A 17558-nucleotide genomic window follows, 5' to 3' on the forward strand; every position below is an offset into this window, starting at 1 on the left:
CCATGAACAAGCCAGTCACGCCCAACCTGACGCGCGCCCAGCCGTTGGCGGTCACGATCGACAACTTCACGCGCGCCGAGAGCGATATGTATTTTGCGTCGACGATCAAGCTGGCCGGCGGCATCGGCCGGTTCGACCACCGGCGCGAGCTGATGCCGATCGATGCGCAGACGGTGGTGCGGGCCAACCGCGACACCCTGTATTCTGCCGCCGTGATCGACCTCGACGCCGGGCCGGCGACGGTCATCCTGCCCGATGCCGGCGCTCGCTTCATGTCGCTGATGGCGTTGGACGAGGAGCAGTACGCCTTCGGCGTCTGGTATGGCGCCTGCGCCGTGACGTTCACCCGCGAGCGGGTCGGCACGCGCTACATGATGGCGGCGGTGCGCACCCTGGTCGACCCCACCACGCCGGGCGACTTCGGGCGCGCGCACGCGCTGCAGGACCGGATCGCGATCGAACAGCCACGCACGGGACGCTTCGAGGTTCCGGACTGGGACGCGGCCAGCCAGGGCCGGGTGCGCGACGCACTGACCTTGCTGGGCGCCAGCCTCCCGGATTCGCGCCGCACCTTCGGCACCCGCGAGCAGGTCGATCCGGTGCGCCACCTGGTCGGCACCGCGGTCGGCTGGGGCGGCAATCCCGAACGGCACGCGCTCTACCTCGGCGTGACGCCGCGGCGCAACGACGGCCGCACCGTGCACGCGTTGCGCCTGGGCGAGGTGCCGGTGGACGGCTTCTGGTCGATCAGCGTGTACAACGCGCGCGGCTACTTCGAGCCGAATGCGCGCGACGCCTACACGGTGAACGGCTACACGGCGCAGCGCGAGGAGGACGGCACGGTGCTGGTGCAGTTCGGCGGCTGCGGCGATGGGAATGAGCATCGCAATGGCAGGGCCGCCAACTGCCTGCCGGTGATGCCGGGCTGGAACTACACAGTGCGCCTGTACCGGCCGCGCGCCGAACTGCTGTCCGGCGAATGGACCTTCCCGCCGGCCGAGCCGGTGGAATGAGAGCGTGCGCCATGGACACCGTCAGCGCGCCGCGCGGCGCCAATCCCTTCGACGATCCGGCGGTCGAGCTGTCGGCGCGCCGCACCGGCATGTCGTTCCAGCGCACCCGCATGAGCGCCGACCGCACCTTGATGTCGGTGATCCGCACTTCGCTTTCCTTGATCAGCTTTGGCTTCACGATCTTCCAGCTGTTTCTCAAGCTGGCCCAGGCCAAGGTGCTCGAGGAGGGCGGCGGGGTGGCGCGCGGCTTCGGGGTGTCGCTGGTGCTGCTGGGGATCGCGATGCTGGTGTGCGGCATCGGTTTTCACGTGGCCTTCATGCGCGGCCTGCGCAAGGAGCGGCGCGAGATGGCGGCCGAGGGCCTGATCCATGCCCAGAGCGCCTTTCCGGTGTCGCTGACGCTGATTGTGGCGCTGGCGATGCTGCTGATCGGCCTGTTCGCGATCGGGGACATGGTGATCGGCTTCGGACCGGTCGCCTGATTTTTCATTCACCACTACGAGGGAGAGCACGATGGCAAAGACATCGACATCCTCCGGCGCCAGGCCGAACATCCTGGTGATCTGGGGCGACGATATCGGCATCACCAACCTGAGTTGCTATTCGGACGGCCTGATGGGCTACCGGACGCCGAACATCGACCGCATCGCCAACGAAGGCATGCGTTTCACCGACTGCTACGGCGAACAATCCTGCACCGCGGGACGCTCGTCCTTCATCACCGGCCAGAGCGTGTTTCGCACCGGCCTGTCGAAGGTCGGCATCCCGGGCGCGCCGGTCGGCCTGCGCGTCGAGGACCCGAGCATCGCCGAGCTGCTCAAGCCGCTCGGCTATGCGACTGGCCAGTTCGGCAAGAACCACCTGGGCGACCGCAATGAATTCCTGCCCACGGCCCACGGCTTCGACGAATTCTTCGGCAACCTGTATCACCTGAACGCCGAGGAAGATCCCGAATCGCCCAACTATCCCAAGGCACAAGACTTTCCCGAGTATCGTGCGCGCTTCGGCCCGCGCGGCGTGCTGCGCGCCTGGGCCACCGACGAGGAGGACACGACCATCCAGCCGCGCTGGGGCAAGGTGGGCAAGCAGCGCATCGAGGACACCGGCCCGCTGACGGTCAAGCGCATGGAGACCTGCGACGACGAGTTCGTGGACGCCGCCGAGGACTTCATCACGCGCAAGCACGACGAAGGCCAGCCGTTCTTCTGCTGGGTGAATACCACCCATATGCACCTGTTCACCCATCCCAAGCCCGAGAGCGTGGGCCAGGCCGGGCGCTGGCAGTCGCCTTATCACGACACCATGATCGACCACGACCGCCACGTGGGCCGGCTGCTCGACCTGCTCGACAAGCTGGGCATCGCCGACGACACCTTCGTCATGTACAGTACCGACAACGGGCCGCACATGAACACCTGGCCCGACGGCGCGATGACGCCGTTTCGCAGCGAAAAGAACACCAACTGGGAAGGCGCGTTCCGGGTGCCGATGGCGGTGCGCTGGCCGGGACGCATCCCGGCAGGCGTGGTGTCGAACGAAATCGTGCAGCACCACGACTGGCTGCCGACCTTCCTGGCGATGGCCGGCGAACCGGACATCGCCAACAAATGCAAGGCCGGCCACCAGGCCGGGGACAAGCGCTTCTGCGTGCACCTGGACGGCTACAACCTGCTGCCCTACCTGACCGGCGAAGAGGACAAGTCGCCGCGCAAGGGGTTCATCTACTTCTCGGACGACGGCGACCTGGTGGCGCTGCGTTTCGACAATTGGAAAGTGGTGTTCATGGAGCAGCGCGTTCCCGGCACCCTGCAGGTGTGGATGGACCCGTTCATCCCCTTGCGCATCCCGAAGCTGTACAACCTGCGCACCGATCCCTTCGAGCGGGCCGACATCACCTCCAATAATTATTGGGAGTGGTACACCCACACCGCCTACCTGGCGCTGTCGGCGCAGGCCATCGTGAGCGAATTCCTGGAGACCTTCAAGGACTTTCCGCCGCGCCAGAAGGCGGCGACCTTCACGATCGACCAGGCCATGCAGAAGATGACCGAGGCCGCGAGCGGCGCCTATCACTGACGAGGAGCACCCATGCAGGAAGGAGCAATCCCTGCGGCCGCCGGCGTCGACCGCCGCGCCGCCTACCTGGCGGCGTCCCCGGCGCCAGGCCCGGCGCCGCAGCCGGGCCTGGCCTGGGTGCCCGGCGGGCAATTCGAGATGGGGTCGGGCCGCCATTATCCCGAGGAGGCGCCGCCGCACCCGGTGCGGATATCCGGCTTCTGGATGTCCGCCACCACCGTCACCAATGCCGAGTTCGCGCGATTCGTCGACGCCACCGGCTATGTGACGATGGCCGAGCGCGATCCCGACCCGGCGTTGTATCCGGGCGCCTTGCCCGGCATGCTGGTGCCGGGCGGGATGGTGTTCTTCAAGCCGCCGGGGAGGGTCGACCTGCGCGACATCGGCAACTGGTGGGCCTATGTGGGCGGCGCCGACTGGGAACATCCGCGCGGGCCGGACAGCACGCTGGACGGCCTGGACGAGCATCCGGTGGTGCAGGTGGTGCACGAGGATGCGCTGGCCTATGCGCGCTGGGCCGGGCTGGACCTGCCGACCGAGGCCGAATGGGAATTCGCGGCGCGCGGCGGCCTGGACGGCGCCGATTACGTGTGGGGCGCCGACTTCATGCCGGACGGCGCGCCGATGGCCAATACCTGGCACGGCGAATTTCCCTGGCAGCGGCTGGCGCCCTCGGTTGCCGGCGGCACGATGCCGGTACGCGCCTTCGCGCCGAACGGCTACGGCCTGTACCAGATGGCGGGCAATGTCTGGGAATGGACGGCCGACTGGTACCGCACGCGGCATCCGGCAGCGGCGCACAAGGCCTGCTGCGTGCCGCTGAACCCCCGTGGCGGAGCCCGGGACGGCAGCTATGAAACTGGCCAGGACGGTGCGCTTCCCAGGATCGCGCGCAAGACCATCAAGGGCGGCTCGCACCTGTGCGCGCCGAATTATTGCCGGCGCTACCGGCCGGCGGCGCGCTATCCGCATCCGCTCGACACCGCCACCTGTCACCTGGGTTTTCGCTGCATCCTGCGCGCGTAGTTACTCGACCGTATAGCCGCGGCCCCGCATGCAGGCATGGTAGGCGCGCCGGTATTCGTCGATCGCGGCCTGCTGGGCGCCGGCGCTGGCCGCATTGCGGTCGGCCTGGTTCTGGCGCGCGCGGTGGCCACCGGCGATGGTGCCGACCCCGGCGCCGATGGCCGCACCTTCGCCGGCGTCGCCGCCGATCGCGCCGATGGCCGCGCCGCCGAGCGCGCCGCGCAGGGCGCCGCGCACCCGCTCGCCGCCGCCAACGGCCGGGCCGGTCTCTTGCGCTGGCGGCTGGGACGCGACCGCGGCCGGATCGATCCCGGTCTGCTTCCTGGCCCAGGTGTGGCACTCGCCGTCATCGCGATCCTGGCGCGCCTGGCTCTGGCCCTGGGATGGATAGGCGATCGGACGCTGGGCCTGGGCGACTGTCGCAGTGACGGCCAACAGCAGCGCCCAGGCAAGATGTCGCGTGAGAGCCATGGCGCGCTCCTATTCGTCGGCGCTGACCCCGGCCGCCGCCGGGCTACGCACCTCGTCGAGGCGACGGCGGAAGCTGCCCGCCCAGTAGTCGCTGATCGATTGCAGCTCGGTCCAGGTGATCTGTTCGCCCTGCGGCAGGGTCTTGTCGCCGCGCCGGGTGGCGGTGGCGGCGATGACCCGCCGGCCGTCCGGCGCCAGGGCCTCCATCTCGGCCGTCATTTCGACCAGGCGCGGCGAGGTGCCGGCGACGGCGCGCCCGGCGTTGTACAGCGCCTTGATCGGGATGAAGTCGCTGGCGCCGGTCGGCGGCTTGACCGCCTGCACATTGGTGATCGCGATGCGCACGCGCAGCACGTCGGGGCCAGGGGTGGTCACGACCTGGTAGGCGGGCGCCAGCGCCCGCTGCAGCGACTGCTGGAAATCGGCGCTCATGCGCGCGATCGCATCGGGCGCGGGTGGGGGCTGGCCGGGCGCCGGCGCGGCCAGCACCTGGATCGGATCGAGCAGCAGCTTGGTGTAGCGCGTGTAGTCGACCGAGCGGTCGACGTACAGCTCGACGCCGTCACGGTCGGGCGCCGGCTTGAGCTGGGAATAGTCGCCCAGGAAGCCCGAGCGCTGGGCCTGGGCCGTGCCGACCTCGCCAGGTTCGGTGGTCTGGCTCGATTGGCAGCCTGCCAGCGCAATGGCCACGAGCACTGTGCCGATGGAAGTTTTCATTTGAAAGATCCCTCAAAAGTCTGATGGCCATCGTTATCTTGGGCGAATCGCGGGAACAAGCCTATAGTCCTTTGGTCCTACCGCAAACCTGATCGACGGCCACGACAGTACAAAGGACTCAAGGACAATGACGGCGAGCACCCGCCTGCGCCTGGCGTTCATGCTGGCGCTTTCTTTCGGCTTGGCCTGGCCCGTGGCATGGGCGCAGCCGGGGCCGCGCATCGGCCTCGTGCTGGGCGGCGGCGGCGCGCGCGGCACCGCCCACGTCGGCGTGCTGGAGGTGCTCGACGCCTTGCGGGTGCCGGTCCATTGCGTTGCCGGTACCAGCATGGGCTCGCTGGTCGCGGGCGCCTGGCTCGGCGGGCTCACGCCGCCGCAGATGCTCGAGCGCATGGGCAAGGTCGACTGGCACGACCTGTTCGACGACGAGACGGCGCGTGGCCAGACCAACTACCGCGAGCGGCGCCTGGCGCAAAGCTATTATCCCGGCCTCGAGGCCGGCATCACCCCGGATGGCCTGCGCATGGCGCGCGGGCTCGTCGGCGGCCAGAAGATCAAGCTGTTCTTCAACACCCTGGTCGGCGCCGACCGCGGCGAGCGCACCATCGAGAGCCTGCCGCTGCCGCTGTCGATCGTGGCCACCGACATCGGCACCGGCGAGCGCGTCGTGTTTCGCAGCGGCGAACTGGCGGCCGCCATGCGCGCCAGCATGAGCGTGCCGGCGGTGCTGGCCCCGGTGGCCTACAAGGGACGCTACCTGGTCGACGGCGGGCTGGTCGACAACCTGCCGGTCCTCGAGGCGCGCGAGCGCTGCCAGGCCGACGTCATCATCGCGGTCGACGTCGGCTCGCCGCTGCTGCAGCCGCAGCAGGTGCAGTCGCTGGCCAGTGTGTCCTTGCAGATGATTAATATTCTGACGGAGCAGAACGCCCAGGCCTCGCGCGCCCAGCTGGGCCCCGGCGACATCTATATCCAACCCGACCTCAAAGGCATCACGGCGGCGGATTTCGGGAAATTCCGCGAGGGCGCCGCGCGCGGCAAGGCGGCGGCCGAGGCGGTGGCGCCCCAGCTGGCGCGCCTGGCGCTGCCGGCCGCCGACTACGCGGCGTGGGCATCCCGCCTGCGCGGCCCGGCGCCGTCGGCGCCGCTGATCGACGGCGTCCAGATCGCCGGGCTGCGCCATGTGAACCCGGTCCTGGTGCGTGAACACCTCGATATCGCCCCCGGCCGGCCGCTCGACACCGCCCGCCTCGAGGACGGCCTGGCCCGCGTGTATGGCGAAGGCGACTTCGAGAGCGTCGACTATGCGCTGCTGGGCACCCGCGCGCGGCGCATCCTGCAGGTCACGCCCACCGAGAAGAGCTGGGGGCCCGATTACCTGCGCTTCGGCGTCGACCTGCAGGCGTCGAACAAGGAAAACGACTTCGCGCTGCGCGCGGCCTACCACCGCAAATGGCTCAACCGCTTCGGCGGGGAATGGCTGACCGGCGTTCAGATCGGCGAGCGCGCCATTTTGTTCACCCAGTTCTACCAACCGATCGAGGCGCGCCAGCGCTTCTTCGTCCAGCCCGCGCTGGCGGTGGCGCGCGACCGCCTCAATGTGTACCAGGACGACAGCCGCATCGCCGAATACCGCTTGCGCAGCCGCGGCGCCAGCCTCGGGCTGGGCGTCAATGCCGGCACCGTCGGCCAGCTGCGCCTGGAACGCACGGTGCGCGAGATCGATGCGACCGTCGAAACCGGGGCGGCGACCTTGCCGGCCGGCGACTCGACCCTGCGCGGCTGGCAGCTTGTCGCCGACCTCGACCAGCTCGACAGCGCCTTCTTCCCCAGCCGCGGCTGGTCGGCGCGTGCCGCCTGGTTTCGCCACGACCACGGAAACTACAGCCGCCTGGCGACCGAGCTGCGCGCTGCGCGCGTCTGGGGACCGTACGTGATCAACGGGCGCCTGCACTACACCGGTTCGACCAGCGGGCGGCTGCCGCTGGCCGATGCCGCCGCGCTGGGCGGCTTCCTGAACCTGTCCGGCTATGTGCGCAACCAGGTGCTGGCCGACGACGTGCGCTTTGCCAGCCTGCGCGGCGAGAAGATCATCGGCCGCATGCCGCTGGGCCTGCACGGCGACCTGCGCATCGGGCTGTCGCTCGAGGCGGGCAGTGCGCGCAATCGCTTCACCGAGACGCGGCTCGACGGCTGGCAGGCGGCCGCGTCGCTCTACCTGGGCGGCATGACGCCCCTGGGCCCGCTGTACTTCGGGGCCGGGCTGGCCCAGGGTGGCCGCTCGTCGCTGTACCTGTTCATTGGTTTGCCTTGATGCGCCGCGATCCTTCCCGACTTTATCTGATGACAACCGGAGGCTGGCATGAACATCCGTTCCACGAGCAAGACGGCAGTGGCGCTGGCAAGCTGTGCGTTGTTGACGGCATTGGCCACCCCCGCCGCCGCCCAGGCGCAGGCCGGGGAGGGCTGGGCCTACGAATTCTCGCCCTATCTGTGGGCCGCCGGCCTCGACGGCGCCACGACGGTGGGGGACCTGTCGATCGAGAGCAAGCACAGCTTCTCCGACTTGGTGGACAAGGTCGATTTCGGCGTCACCGGCGCTTTCGAGGCGCGCAAGGGGCGCTGGGGCGTCCTGTTCGACGCTATCTACATCAAGCTCTCGGACGACGTCGGCACCGCCCGCGGCACGGTCGATGTGGAAGCGGTGCAGCAGATGTATACGCTGGGCGGCGCCTGGCGTGCCCTCGAGGGCACCACGCCGGTCGACCTGATCGCGGGACTGCGCTTCAATTACCTGAAGCCGACGCTCGGGCTGGGCGGCGTCGAGCGCGCCCAGAGCAAGGACGCGCTCGATCCGTTTATCGGGGTGCGCGGACACTATCCGCTGGACCCGCGCTGGACCCTGGTCGGCCACCTCGATGCCGGGACCTTCGACGGCAGCGACTATGCCTGGCAGTTGCTGGTGGGGGCCAGCTATGCCTGGCGCCCGGACCGTTCGCTCAAGTTCGGCTACCGCCAGCTCAAGACCAGGTACAGCGGCGAGCGCATCGACGTCGACACGACAATGCAGGGCCTGTACGTCGGCGTCGGCTTCCGCTTCTGACGCGAGATTTCTACAATGGAAATGCGATCAACACCGGATCGCGCGGCAACAGCGAAGTCATACGACCGCTTTAACCTCAATTGGTTTCGCTGGAGGCTGGCTAAGCGCACTCGATGTTTGTGACATATCAAAGATGCCAAGTGTCCTTCCGTGCGCGGGTTGAGGGGCATCTAGAATCGTCTGCACCGCGCTTGCATGCGCAGGATGATGGTTGACGGCGGATGGCGCTGGCCACGCACTACGGCGGCGGCTTCCGGTCCATTCTCGCAGCGGGAGTTGCCTATGCATACGATCGAACCCCTGACCTATCTTGTCGATGGCGATGCCGGGGCGCTGAAGGACATGGCGTGCCTGCTGCAGGCCGCGGGCCTGCGCGTCGCCGCCTTCGACCGCACCGACGGCTTCCTGCAGGCCCACGATCCGGCCACCCCCGGCTGCGCCGTGATCGATGTGCGCAGTCCAGGCCTGAACGGCATGGACGGCATGGACGGAATGGACGGCCTGGCGCTGCTGGGCGAACTGCAGCAGGGCGGCGCCGAGCGCGCCATCGTGTTCGTCGCCGGCGGCGGCGCCAGCGATGTGGCGCTGGGCGTGCGGGCGATGAAGGCCGGCGCCGTCGACTTCCTGATCAAGCCGCTCGAGGCGGATGGCTTCATCGCCGCAGTGCGCCATGCGCTGGCGCGCGACGCCCATGAGCGGGCGGTGCGGCTCGAGCTGCAGCGCATCCGCGCCCACCTCGACACCCTGACCCGGCGCGAGCAGCAGGTGCTGCGCCATGTGGTGTCGGGCCGCCTCAACAAGCAGATCGCGTTCGACCTCGGCATCGCCGAAAAGACCATCAAGGTGCATCGCGCCCGGGTCATGGAAAAGATGGGCGCGACGTCGCTGGCCCAGCTGGTGCGCGAGACCCTCGAACTCGAGGCGGGCGCGGTGTTCGCTGCCGACGGCGTGGACAAGGACGCCGGCTGAGGGCGGCCGCGTCCGGCCCCGGCCCCGGCCCCATGCGCCGCATCGCCCTTTGGTCCAATAGGCGCTTGCCATCGGCCAGCGCAGGATGGCGATCCGCAGGCGCGCGCCGTACGTGCGCCCGGCACGATGGGGGAGGAGCGTCATGTTGAACAAACTCTTGGCCGAGTTCATCGGCACATTCTGGCTGGTGCTGGGCGGCTGCGGCAGCGCCGTGCTGGCCGCCACCTTTCCCGAGGTCGGCATCGGCCTGACCGGGGTCTCGCTGGCCTTCGGCCTGACCGTCCTGACGGCGGCCTATGCGCTCGGCCCGATCTCGGGCGGCCATTTCAATCCCGCCGTGTCGGTGGGCCTGTGGGCCGGCGGACGCTTCCCGGCGCGCCACCTGGCGCCCTACGTCGTGGCGCAGGTGGCCGGCGCCGTGCTGGCCGCGGCCCTGATCTATGTGATCGCGAGCGGCAAGGCGGGCTTCGACGTCCAGGCCGGCTTCGCGGCGAATGGCTATGGCGAGCACTCGCCGGGCGGCTATTCGCTCGGCGCGGCCTTGGTGTGCGAACTGGTGATGAGCTTCATGTTCGTGCTGGTGGTGCTGGGCGCGACCCACCAGCGGGCGCCGGTCGGGTTCGCCGGCATCGCGATCGGCCTGGCCCTGGCCCTGGTGCACCTGATCAGCATCCCGGTGACGAACACCTCGGTCAACCCGGCGCGCAGCACCGGCCCGGCGCTGTTCGTCGGCGGCTGGGCGATGGCCCAGCTGTGGCTGTTCTGGCTGGCCCCCTTGCTCGGCGGTGCGCTGGCCGGGGTGCTGTACCGCAAGGTGCTGCAGCGCGAACCGGTCGAGCCGTCGGTTACCGGCCAGCTGGAACCGGGCCTCGGTCTCGGGGCGCGCACCTGACTTGCTCTCGCTTCTGCTCTCACATCCGCTCTCACTTTTTAGCCTAGGGGAAATAGCGCCGAAAATATTCCTGACATTGACGCAGATTAAGCACTACAATCGTCATGCATCCTGTTATGACGATGCACCGTCAGCGCCCGCCCTTGTGCGGGCGCTTGTTCGTTGTGCCTCGCATGCAGCTGGCATATCCGCCCCGGCGGATATGGCATCGCGGGTCTGGCTCGAAAGGAAGCGGCGTGCAATCCGAGATCAAGTCATCTGTCATGGAAGCGATCGGCAACACCCCGGTGGTCAGGCTCGGCCGCGTGTTCGCGACCGCCAATGTGGTGGCCAAGCTGGAATTCATGAATCCCGGCGGCAGCATCAAGGACCGCATGGTGCGGGCGATGCTGCGCAAGTTGCCGCCGGAGGCCGGGCGGGTGGTCGAGGCGTCTTCCGGCAACACCGGCGCGGCCCTGGCGATGGCCAGCGCCGTGCTCGGCCTGGACTGCGAGGTCGCCGTCCCGGTCGCCACCAGCCGTGAAAAGATCCGGCGCATCGAAGCCTATGGCGCCACGGTGCGCGTATGCGACGCCGAACGCGGCCCGGACTACCAGGAGACGGCCCTGGACATCGCGCGCCGGGGCGGCGCCCACCACCTCGACCAGTATCGCTCGAGCCTGAACAGCCAGGCGCACTACGGCGACACCGCCCCCGAGCTGTGGTCGCAGATGAAGGGCGAGATCGACGTCTTCGTGTGCGGCGTCGGCTCGGGCGGGACGATCTCGGGCATCGGGCGTTACCTGAAGGAGCGCGATCCGTCGATCCGCGTGATCGGGGTCGAGCCGCTGGATTCGGCCTACCGGAAGCTGGTCACCGACCTGCCGGCGAACGGCGAATTCTCCAGCGCGATCGAGGGCGTCGGCAAGGGCTGTCCGTCGCCCGTGTTCGATCCGACGGTGGTCGACGACGTGGTCCAGGTGCCGGACGAAGAAGCGCTGGCCTGGATCCACCGGCTGGCGCGCGAAGAGGGCATCCTGGCCGGCGGTTCGAGCGCCTGCGTGGCGGCGGGGATCGCCCGCCTGCTGCCGCAACTGGGCAATGCCCGTGTGGTGACGATCTTTCCGGACTCCGGCGCGTTCTACCTGTCGAAGTATTTCTAGGCTCAGCGGCCGTCGCGGCCGGCGTCCTTGTCTGCCTCCGCCGGTTCCGGCGCGCGCGCCGTCGGCAGGTGCCAGCCGTAGCGGATGGCGGCCAGGCGCAGGCCGAAGCACAGGGCGGCGCCGGCCAGCGCGGTCGGGGTGCTGGGCAGCCCCAGGGCGTCACCAAGCACCACCACGGTGGCCCCGGCCAGGGCGGCGACGGCGTAGATGTCCGACCTGAACACGGCCGGCACGTTCGACAGCAGCACGTCGCGCGCGACGCCGCCGCCGATGCCGGTCAACATGCCGAGCAGCGCCGCCATCACCGGCTCCAGGCCGAACACCAGCGCCTTCTGGGCGCCGGCGACGCAGAACAGGGCCAGCCCGGCGCCGTCGAATATCAGCACCGGGTGGCGCAGGCGGTGCACGGCGGGCGACCAGAAGAAGATCGCCACCCCGGCCAGCAGCGACACGCCCAGGTAGCGCCAGTCGGTGAAGGCGGCCGGCGGCGTGGCGCCGATCAACAGGTCGCGCACGATGCCGCCCGAGGTGGCGGCGACGAAGGACAGCACCAGCACGCCGAACAGGTCGAGCTGGCGCCGCATACCGGCGGTGGCGCCGCTCAGGGCGAACACGAAGGTGCCGACCAGGTCGAGCGTCAGCACCAGGGTCTTCATGGCGGCGCCCATGTCGAGGGCGGAAACGGGGAACACGGCGTACCTCTGAACATGAAAGGTGCAATCCGCACCGAGGATGCGGATTCTATAGCACCGCGCCCATCCGCGCCCGTCAATGCTCAGCCGCGCACGAAGGCCAGCAGGTCGGCATTGACCTGATCCTTGTGGGTGTCGGTCAGGCCGTGTGGCGCGCCCGGATACACGATCAGCTGCGCGTGCGGCACCAGGCGCCTGGAGGCGCGTCCGGCGGCGTCGATCGGCACGACCTGGTCGTCGTCGCCGTGGATGATCAGGGTCGGGATCGTGAATTTCTTCAGGTCTTCGGTGAAGTCGGTCTCCGAGAACGCCTTGATCGAGTCGTAGGTGTTCTTGTGGCCGCCCAGCATGCCCTGCATCCACCACGACTGGATCAGCCCTTGCGAGACCTTCGCCCCGGGCCGGTTGAAGCCGTAGAACGGGCCGCTCGGGATGTCCAGGTAGAACTGGGCGCGGTCGGCCAGCTGGCTGGCGCGCAGGCCGTCGAACACCTCGCGCGGCAGGCCGCCCGGATTGACCTCGGTCTTGAGCATCAGCGGCGGCACCGCCGAGATCAGGCCGGCCTTGGCGATGCGTGCGGTGCCGTGGCGGCCGATATAGCGCGCCACTTCGCCGCCGCCCGTCGAGAAGCCGAACAGCACCGCGTCCCTGACGTCCAGGTGGTCGAGCAGCTCGGCCAGGTCGTCGGCGTAGTGGTCCATGTCGTTGCCGTCCCACGGCTGGCTCGAGCGGCCGTGGCCGCGGCGGTCGTGGGCGATGCAGCGGTAGCCCTGGCCGGCGAGGAAGATCATCTGCGATTCCCAGCTATCCGAGTTCAACGGCCAACCGTGGCAGAACACGATGGGCTGGCCGCTGCCCCAGTCCTTGTAATAGAGTTCGACGCCTTCCCTGGTGGTGTAGATGGCCATGTAAGTTTCTCCTTGGTATGAATGTGGTGAACGGGAACAGTGGGCGACTGGGCTTGCCGCGCCTGCAACATTGAGTAGACGCGAATTCACAGCGCGGCGATACCTGCCTGAAGGAAGAGCCGGCAGCCACACGATCGGTGGTGGCGGACGCGGGCAGCACCGCCGGCGTGGTTGCGCAGTCCTGTGTCGCAGCCCCGTGTATTTACTGCTTGTCGCGCGGATGGCGAACGCTCAAGGTAGCGAAGGATGGATTCTTTACTGGCGCAGCCGCCCGCGCTGCACTACATTGAGACAAGGCGGGCGCCGTAGGCCGGCCGCATCGAATGGAGCGAACCGATGAACCTGTCGAAACCCGGGGCGAACCAGCGCGGGACGTCGTCGCGCCGGCAAGCCGGCGGCGCCATGCCTGGGCGCCCGGACCCGCACCAGGAAGCCGCGCTCGATGAAGCGCTTGCCGAATCCTTTCCCGCCAGCGACCCCGTGGCGGTCTCGATCAGCACGGCGGCTCCGGACGCGAAGCGGCGCATTGCACGATCCTCCGAACGCCCATCCTGAGTCCCAAGCGTGCGCCTTTTCGGCACGGCTGACTCTACACTTGGTACTCGTTATCGGCGCACCTACGGTTACTTTCCCGCATGTTCTTCAGCACGATGTGCAGGCAGGCGACCGCCACCCGAGAAGGAGTCTCTACCGTGTCGACCACCATCACCATCAACGGAAACGCCGTTGCACTGCCAAGCGACCCGCGCGTTTCCCTGCTCGACTTCCTGCGCGAGCACCTGCACCTGAGCGGCACCAAGAAGGGCTGCGACCAGGGCGCCTGCGGCGCCTGCACCGTGCTGCTCGACGGCGAGCAGCGCATCCTGTCCTGCCTGGCGCTGGCCGTGCAATACCAGGGCCGCGCGATCACCTCGGTCGAGGGGCTGGCGGGCGACGGCCAGCTGCACGCCCTGCAGCAAGCATTCATCGAACATGATGGCTTCCAGTGCGGCTATTGCACGCCAGGGCAGATCTGCTCGGCGCTGGGCATGGAGGCCGAGCTGCGGCGCGGCGTGCCGAGCTACGTCACCGACGACCTCGGCCTCGAGACGATCGCGCTCAGCGAAGAAGAAGTGCGCGAGCGCATGAGCGGCAACCTGTGCCGTTGCGGCGCCTACAACGGCATCGTGGCCGCGGTGACCGAACACCATGTGCAGCTGCACGCCAGGGCGCCGGCCGGGGAGGCGTCATGAACCCGTTCACCTTCGCCCGCGCCCAGGACGTGCAGGACGCCGTGCGCCAGGGCGCGGCGGCGGGCAGCCGCTATCTTGGCGGCGGCACCAACCTGGTCGACCTGATGCGCGAGACCATCGAACGGCCGGCGCAGCTGGTCGACGTCAGCGGCCTGTCGCAGCAGATCGACGAGCGTGCCGACGGCAGCCTGCTGGTCGGCGCCGCCGTCAGGAACACGGCGCTGGCCGAACACCGCGCGGTGCGTACGCGCTTTCCGCTGCTGGCGCGCGCCATCGCTTCCGGCGCATCGGGCCAGATCCGCAATATGGCCACCGTCGCCGGCAACGTCCTGCAGCGCACCCGCTGCGCCTATTTCTACGACCGCGAGGGCGCCCACTGCAACAAGCGCAATCCGGGCGAGGGCTGCGACGCGCTTCAGGGCGTGCACCGCATGCATGCGGTGCTGGGGGCCTCCAGCGCCTGCATCGCCACCCATCCGTCCGATATGTGCGTGGCGCTCGCCGCGCTCGACGCCGTGGTCCACCTGCAGGGCGTGGGCGAGGCACGCCAGGTGCCGTTCGCCAGCTTTCACCTGCTGCCGGAAGACCATCCCGAGCGCGAAACCGTCCTCCAGCCCGGCGAACTGATCACGGCGATCGAGATCCCCGCGCTGGCCTTCGGCGCCAACTCCACCTACCGCAAGGTGCGTGACCGCGCCAGCTATGCGTTCGCGCTGGTGTCGGTGGCGGCCGCGCTCGAGGTCCGGGACGGGGTGGTCAGCGACGTGCGCCTGGCCCTGGGCGGCGTGGCGCACAAGCCGTGGCGCGCCGCGACGCTGGAGCAGATGCTGCGCGGCCAGCCGGCCGACGCGGTCCATTTCGAGGCCGCGGCGCGGGCCGAAATGGCCGACGCCAAGCCCTTGCGCGACAACGCGTTCAAGATCCCTCTGGCCCAGCGCACGATGGTGGCCGTGCTCGACCGCCTGGCCACCGTCCATTCCTGAGGAGCTCGAGTATGAAAATCGTGCAGAACATCCAGAAGGCCGGGCAGGCGATCATGCAGAAGGCGGTGGCGCTCGCGCCCGACCGCTACGTCACTGGCGGCAAGCCCGATCCGCTCGCTTCCAGCGACGATCCGCTGATCGGCGCGCCGGTGTCGCGCCTCGACGGCCCCGTCAAGGTCAGGGGCGAGGCGAAATATGCCGCCGAGTTCGCACCGGCCGGCATGGTGCATGGCGCCCTCGTGTACAGCACGGTGGCGAAAGGACGCATTGCCGCCATCGACGTCGCCGGGGCCGAGGCGGCGCCCGGCGTCGTGCTGGTGATGAGCCACCTGAATGCGCCGAAGATGCAGCCGCCGCCGCTCCTGATGCGCGAGCCGCTGGGAGGCAGCGGGGATGCGCTGCCGGTGTTCCAGGACGACCGCGTGCACTGGAACGGCCAGCCGGTGGCGGTGGTGCTGGCGCAGACGCGCGAGCAGGCCGACCATGCCGCATCCCTGGTGCGCGTGCGCTACGCGGCCGAGGACGGGGTGACTTCCATGGAAGCCGCGCGCGCGGCAGGCGCGACAGTGGCCGAGTTCATGGGCGCGCCGCTGCAGGACATCATCGGCGACGCCGAGGCCGCGCTGGCGTCCGCGGGGCAGCGGGTCGATCTGGTCTACCGGACTCCGCGCCAGAACCATCACGCGATCGAGCTGCACGCGGTGACGGTGGCCTGGGAAGGCGACGTCCTACGGGTCCACGACTCCACCCAGGGCGTCGTCAACGCCGCCTTCACGCTGGCCCAGGTGTTCGGCATCGCGCAGGAACAGGTGCGGGTGACGTCGCCCTTCGTCGGCGGTGGCTTTGGCGGCAAGCTGGTGTGGCGCCACCATCTGCTGGCCGCCGCCGCGTCGAAACTGTCCGGCAGGCCGGTGCGCATCATGCTGTCGCGCGAAGGCGTGTGCCGCGCCGTCGGCGGCCGGACGACGACCGAGCAGCGGGTGGCCATCGGCGCCGACCGCGACGGCCGCTTCGTTTCCCTGATCCACACCGGCGTCGCCGTGATGACCGAATACAATGCCATGCCCGAGCCGTTCATCCACAACGCACGGGTCCTGTATGCGGCCCCCGCCATGAAGCTCGAGGTGCAGAAGGTGACCATGAACATGGTCGCCAACGTCCCGATGCGCGCGCCGGGAGAATCGGTGGGGTCGTTCGCCCTCGAGAGCGCGGTCGACGAGCTGGCCGACCAGCTGGGCATCGACCCGATCGTGCTGCGCCGGCGCAACGAGCCGGTGCAGGACCCGATCGAGGGCACGCCGTTCTCCTCGCGCCACCTGATCGAAGCCTATCGCGCCGGCGCCCAGGCCTTCGGCTGGCAGGAGCGGCACACGAAGCCGCGCATGCGGCAAGAGGGCGAATGGCTGGTCGGCCTGGGCTGCGCCAGCGCGGTCTTTCCCTACTATCGGATGGAAGGCGGGGCGGCCCGCATCGTGCTTTCTCGCGACGGCCACGCACGGGTGTCGGTCGGCGCGCACGAGATGGGCATGGGCACGGCCACGGCGCAGACCCAGCTGTGCGCGGTGCGGCTGGGGCTGCCGATGGAAAAGGTGAGTTTCGGCTACGGCGACTCGGCGCTGCCGGGCGCGGTGCTGGCCGGCGGCTCGCAGCAGACGGCCGTGGTCGCTGCCGCCGTCAAGGCGGCGCACGCGGCGCTGTGCGCCGAGCTGCTCAAGCTGGCCGGCCGCGAGTCGCCGCTGGCGGGCTTGAAGCCGGAACAAGTGCGCTCGCGCGACGGCGGCCTGTGCAAGGCCGACGATGCCGAGCGCTGGGAAAGCTACGCCGACATCCTGGCGCGGGCCGGCCGCGACGAGGTGGAGGTGACGGCCAAGGCGCCGCCGTCGCAGGAAAGCGAGCACTGGTCGATGCATTCCTATGGCGCGATCTTCTGCGAGGCGCGGGTCAACGTCGTCACCGGCGAGCCGCGCGTGACGCGCCTGCTCGGTTCCTTCGACGTCGGCCGCATCCTCAACGCCAAGACCGCCGCCAGCCAGTTGCGCGGCGGGATGATCATGGGCCTGGGCGCGGCGCTGATGGAAGAGACGCATCTCGACGAGCGCAACGGGCGTGTGGTCAATGCCAGCCTGTCGGAATACCACGTGCCGGCCCACCTGGACGTGCCGGAGGTCGAGGTGATGTGGCTCGACATTCCCGATCCGCATGCGCCGGCCGGCATGCGCGGGGTCGGCGAGATCGGCATCACCGGCACGATGGCGGCGATCGCCAACGCCATCTACAATGCCTGCGGCAAGCGGGTGCGGGAGTTGCCGATCACGCTCGACAAGCTGATGTGAG

The 17558-nt window shown here is 69.1% G+C and carries 17 protein-coding genes; 13 read left to right on the plus strand and 4 right to left on the minus strand.

Annotated features, from left to right (window positions below):
* The first annotated feature begins 2 nt into the window (after positions 1-2).
* The 4 genes from LO55_RS18460 to LO55_RS18475 are packed head-to-tail and all read left to right on the plus strand — an operon-like array spanning position 3 to position 4115.
* Positions 3-1013, plus strand: a complete 1011-nt coding sequence (locus LO55_RS18460; RefSeq protein WP_071362590.1) for a DUF1254 domain-containing protein — start codon at positions 3-5, stop codon at positions 1011-1013.
* 11 nt (positions 1014-1024) lie between these two features.
* Positions 1025-1495, plus strand: coding sequence for a YidH family protein (locus tag LO55_RS18465; protein WP_218145987.1), 471 nt, complete (start codon positions 1025-1027; stop codon positions 1493-1495).
* A gap of 31 nt (positions 1496-1526) precedes the next feature.
* Positions 1527-3089 (plus strand): arylsulfatase, encoded by a 1563-nt coding sequence (locus LO55_RS18470; protein ID WP_071362591.1) that lies wholly within the window; start codon positions 1527-1529, stop codon positions 3087-3089.
* A 12-nt stretch (positions 3090-3101) separates the two neighbouring features.
* Complete coding sequence (locus LO55_RS18475; RefSeq protein WP_083415422.1) at positions 3102-4115, plus strand: formylglycine-generating enzyme family protein; 1014 nt, start codon at positions 3102-3104, stop codon at positions 4113-4115.
* Here the strand turns inward: LO55_RS18475 and LO55_RS18480 are convergent, their stop codons facing one another.
* Together LO55_RS18480 and LO55_RS18485 are read right to left on the minus strand one after the other, a co-directional pair.
* Positions 4116-4586 (minus strand): glycine zipper family protein, encoded by a 471-nt coding sequence (locus LO55_RS18480; RefSeq protein ID WP_071362592.1) that lies wholly within the window; start codon positions 4584-4586, stop codon positions 4116-4118.
* A 9-nt stretch (positions 4587-4595) separates the two neighbouring features.
* Positions 4596-5303 carry a DUF3313 domain-containing protein gene (locus tag LO55_RS18485; RefSeq protein ID WP_071362593.1) on the minus strand — a complete coding sequence of 236 codons (708 nt, stop codon included), beginning with the start codon at positions 5301-5303 and terminating at the stop codon, positions 4596-4598.
* Positions 5304-5430: 127 nt separating this feature from the next.
* Between LO55_RS18485 and LO55_RS18490 the strand changes: the two genes are divergently transcribed.
* From LO55_RS18490 to LO55_RS18510, 5 genes are all read left to right on the plus strand, one after another.
* Positions 5431-7617 carry a patatin-like phospholipase family protein gene (locus LO55_RS18490; protein ID WP_083415423.1) on the plus strand — a complete coding sequence of 729 codons (2187 nt, stop codon included), beginning with the start codon at positions 5431-5433 and terminating at the stop codon, positions 7615-7617.
* 48 nt (positions 7618-7665) lie between these two features.
* Positions 7666-8406, plus strand: coding sequence for an outer membrane protein (locus LO55_RS18495; protein WP_071362594.1), 741 nt, complete (start codon positions 7666-7668; stop codon positions 8404-8406).
* 282 nt (positions 8407-8688) lie between these two features.
* The gene (locus LO55_RS18500; RefSeq protein ID WP_071362595.1) at positions 8689-9375 is read left to right on the plus strand and encodes a response regulator transcription factor; all 687 of its coding nucleotides are present in this window, start codon (positions 8689-8691) and stop codon (positions 9373-9375) included.
* Positions 9376-9517: 142 nt separating this feature from the next.
* On the plus strand, positions 9518-10267 hold the full coding sequence (gene aqpZ, locus LO55_RS18505) for an aquaporin Z (RefSeq protein WP_071362596.1): 750 nt from the start codon (positions 9518-9520) through the stop codon (positions 10265-10267).
* 236 nt (positions 10268-10503) lie between these two features.
* Positions 10504-11409: a PLP-dependent cysteine synthase family protein gene (locus LO55_RS18510; RefSeq protein WP_229410177.1), complete on the plus strand. Its 906-nt coding sequence runs from the start codon at positions 10504-10506 to the stop codon at positions 11407-11409.
* A 2-nt stretch (positions 11410-11411) separates the two neighbouring features.
* On the opposite strand, the gene LO55_RS18515 is transcribed toward LO55_RS18510, so the two are convergent.
* Positions 11412-12101, minus strand: a complete 690-nt coding sequence (locus LO55_RS18515) for a trimeric intracellular cation channel family protein (RefSeq protein ID WP_083415425.1) — start codon at positions 12099-12101, stop codon at positions 11412-11414.
* Positions 12102-12184: 83 nt separating this feature from the next.
* Positions 12185-13099, minus strand: coding sequence for an alpha/beta fold hydrolase (locus LO55_RS18520; protein ID WP_370659612.1), 915 nt, complete (start codon positions 13097-13099; stop codon positions 12185-12187).
* Positions 13100-13345: 246 nt separating this feature from the next.
* Here LO55_RS18520 and LO55_RS18525 point away from each other — a divergent pair, with 246 nt between their 5' ends.
* The 4 genes from LO55_RS18525 to LO55_RS18540 all read left to right on the plus strand — a co-directional run bounded on the left by LO55_RS18525 (position 13346) and on the right by LO55_RS18540 (position 17557).
* Positions 13346-13564 carry a hypothetical protein gene (locus tag LO55_RS18525; RefSeq protein ID WP_071362599.1) on the plus strand — a complete coding sequence of 73 codons (219 nt, stop codon included), beginning with the start codon at positions 13346-13348 and terminating at the stop codon, positions 13562-13564.
* A 137-nt stretch (positions 13565-13701) separates the two neighbouring features.
* Positions 13702-14241, plus strand: coding sequence for a 2Fe-2S iron-sulfur cluster-binding protein (locus LO55_RS18530; protein ID WP_071362600.1), 540 nt, complete (start codon positions 13702-13704; stop codon positions 14239-14241).
* Complete coding sequence (locus LO55_RS18535) at positions 14238-15224, plus strand: FAD binding domain-containing protein (protein WP_071362601.1); 987 nt, start codon at positions 14238-14240, stop codon at positions 15222-15224. Before LO55_RS18530 ends, LO55_RS18535 begins: the two co-directional genes overlap by 4 nt.
* A gap of 11 nt (positions 15225-15235) precedes the next feature.
* On the plus strand, positions 15236-17557 hold the full coding sequence (locus LO55_RS18540; RefSeq protein ID WP_071362602.1) for a xanthine dehydrogenase family protein molybdopterin-binding subunit: 2322 nt from the start codon (positions 15236-15238) through the stop codon (positions 17555-17557).
* The last annotated feature ends 1 nt before the right edge of the window (position 17558 follow it).

The organism is Massilia timonae, assembly GCF_001866515.1.
Taxonomy (GTDB): Bacteria; Pseudomonadota; Gammaproteobacteria; order Burkholderiales; family Burkholderiaceae_D; genus Telluria; species Telluria timonae.

Coding starts and splice junctions, on each gene's coding strand:
- LO55_RS18460 (WP_071362590.1), top strand. CDS start 3: ATGAACAAGCCAGTCACGCCCAACCTGACGCGCGCCCAGCCGTTGGCG.
- LO55_RS18465 (WP_218145987.1), top strand. CDS start 1,025: ATGGACACCGTCAGCGCGCCGCGCGGCGCCAATCCCTTCGACGATCCG.
- LO55_RS18470 (WP_071362591.1), top strand. CDS start 1,527: ATGGCAAAGACATCGACATCCTCCGGCGCCAGGCCGAACATCCTGGTG.
- LO55_RS18475 (WP_083415422.1), top strand. CDS start 3,102: ATGCAGGAAGGAGCAATCCCTGCGGCCGCCGGCGTCGACCGCCGCGCC.
- LO55_RS18480 (WP_071362592.1), bottom strand. CDS start 4,586: ATGGCTCTCACGCGACATCTTGCCTGGGCGCTGCTGTTGGCCGTCACT.
- LO55_RS18485 (WP_071362593.1), bottom strand. CDS start 5,303: ATGAAAACTTCCATCGGCACAGTGCTCGTGGCCATTGCGCTGGCAGGC.
- LO55_RS18490 (WP_083415423.1), top strand. CDS start 5,431: ATGACGGCGAGCACCCGCCTGCGCCTGGCGTTCATGCTGGCGCTTTCT.
- LO55_RS18495 (WP_071362594.1), top strand. CDS start 7,666: ATGAACATCCGTTCCACGAGCAAGACGGCAGTGGCGCTGGCAAGCTGT.
- LO55_RS18500 (WP_071362595.1), top strand. CDS start 8,689: ATGCATACGATCGAACCCCTGACCTATCTTGTCGATGGCGATGCCGGG.
- aqpZ (WP_071362596.1), top strand. CDS start 9,518: ATGTTGAACAAACTCTTGGCCGAGTTCATCGGCACATTCTGGCTGGTG.
- LO55_RS18525 (WP_071362599.1), top strand. CDS start 13,346: ATGAACCTGTCGAAACCCGGGGCGAACCAGCGCGGGACGTCGTCGCGC.
- LO55_RS18535 (WP_071362601.1), top strand. CDS start 14,238: ATGAACCCGTTCACCTTCGCCCGCGCCCAGGACGTGCAGGACGCCGTG.
- LO55_RS18540 (WP_071362602.1), top strand. CDS start 15,236: ATGAAAATCGTGCAGAACATCCAGAAGGCCGGGCAGGCGATCATGCAG.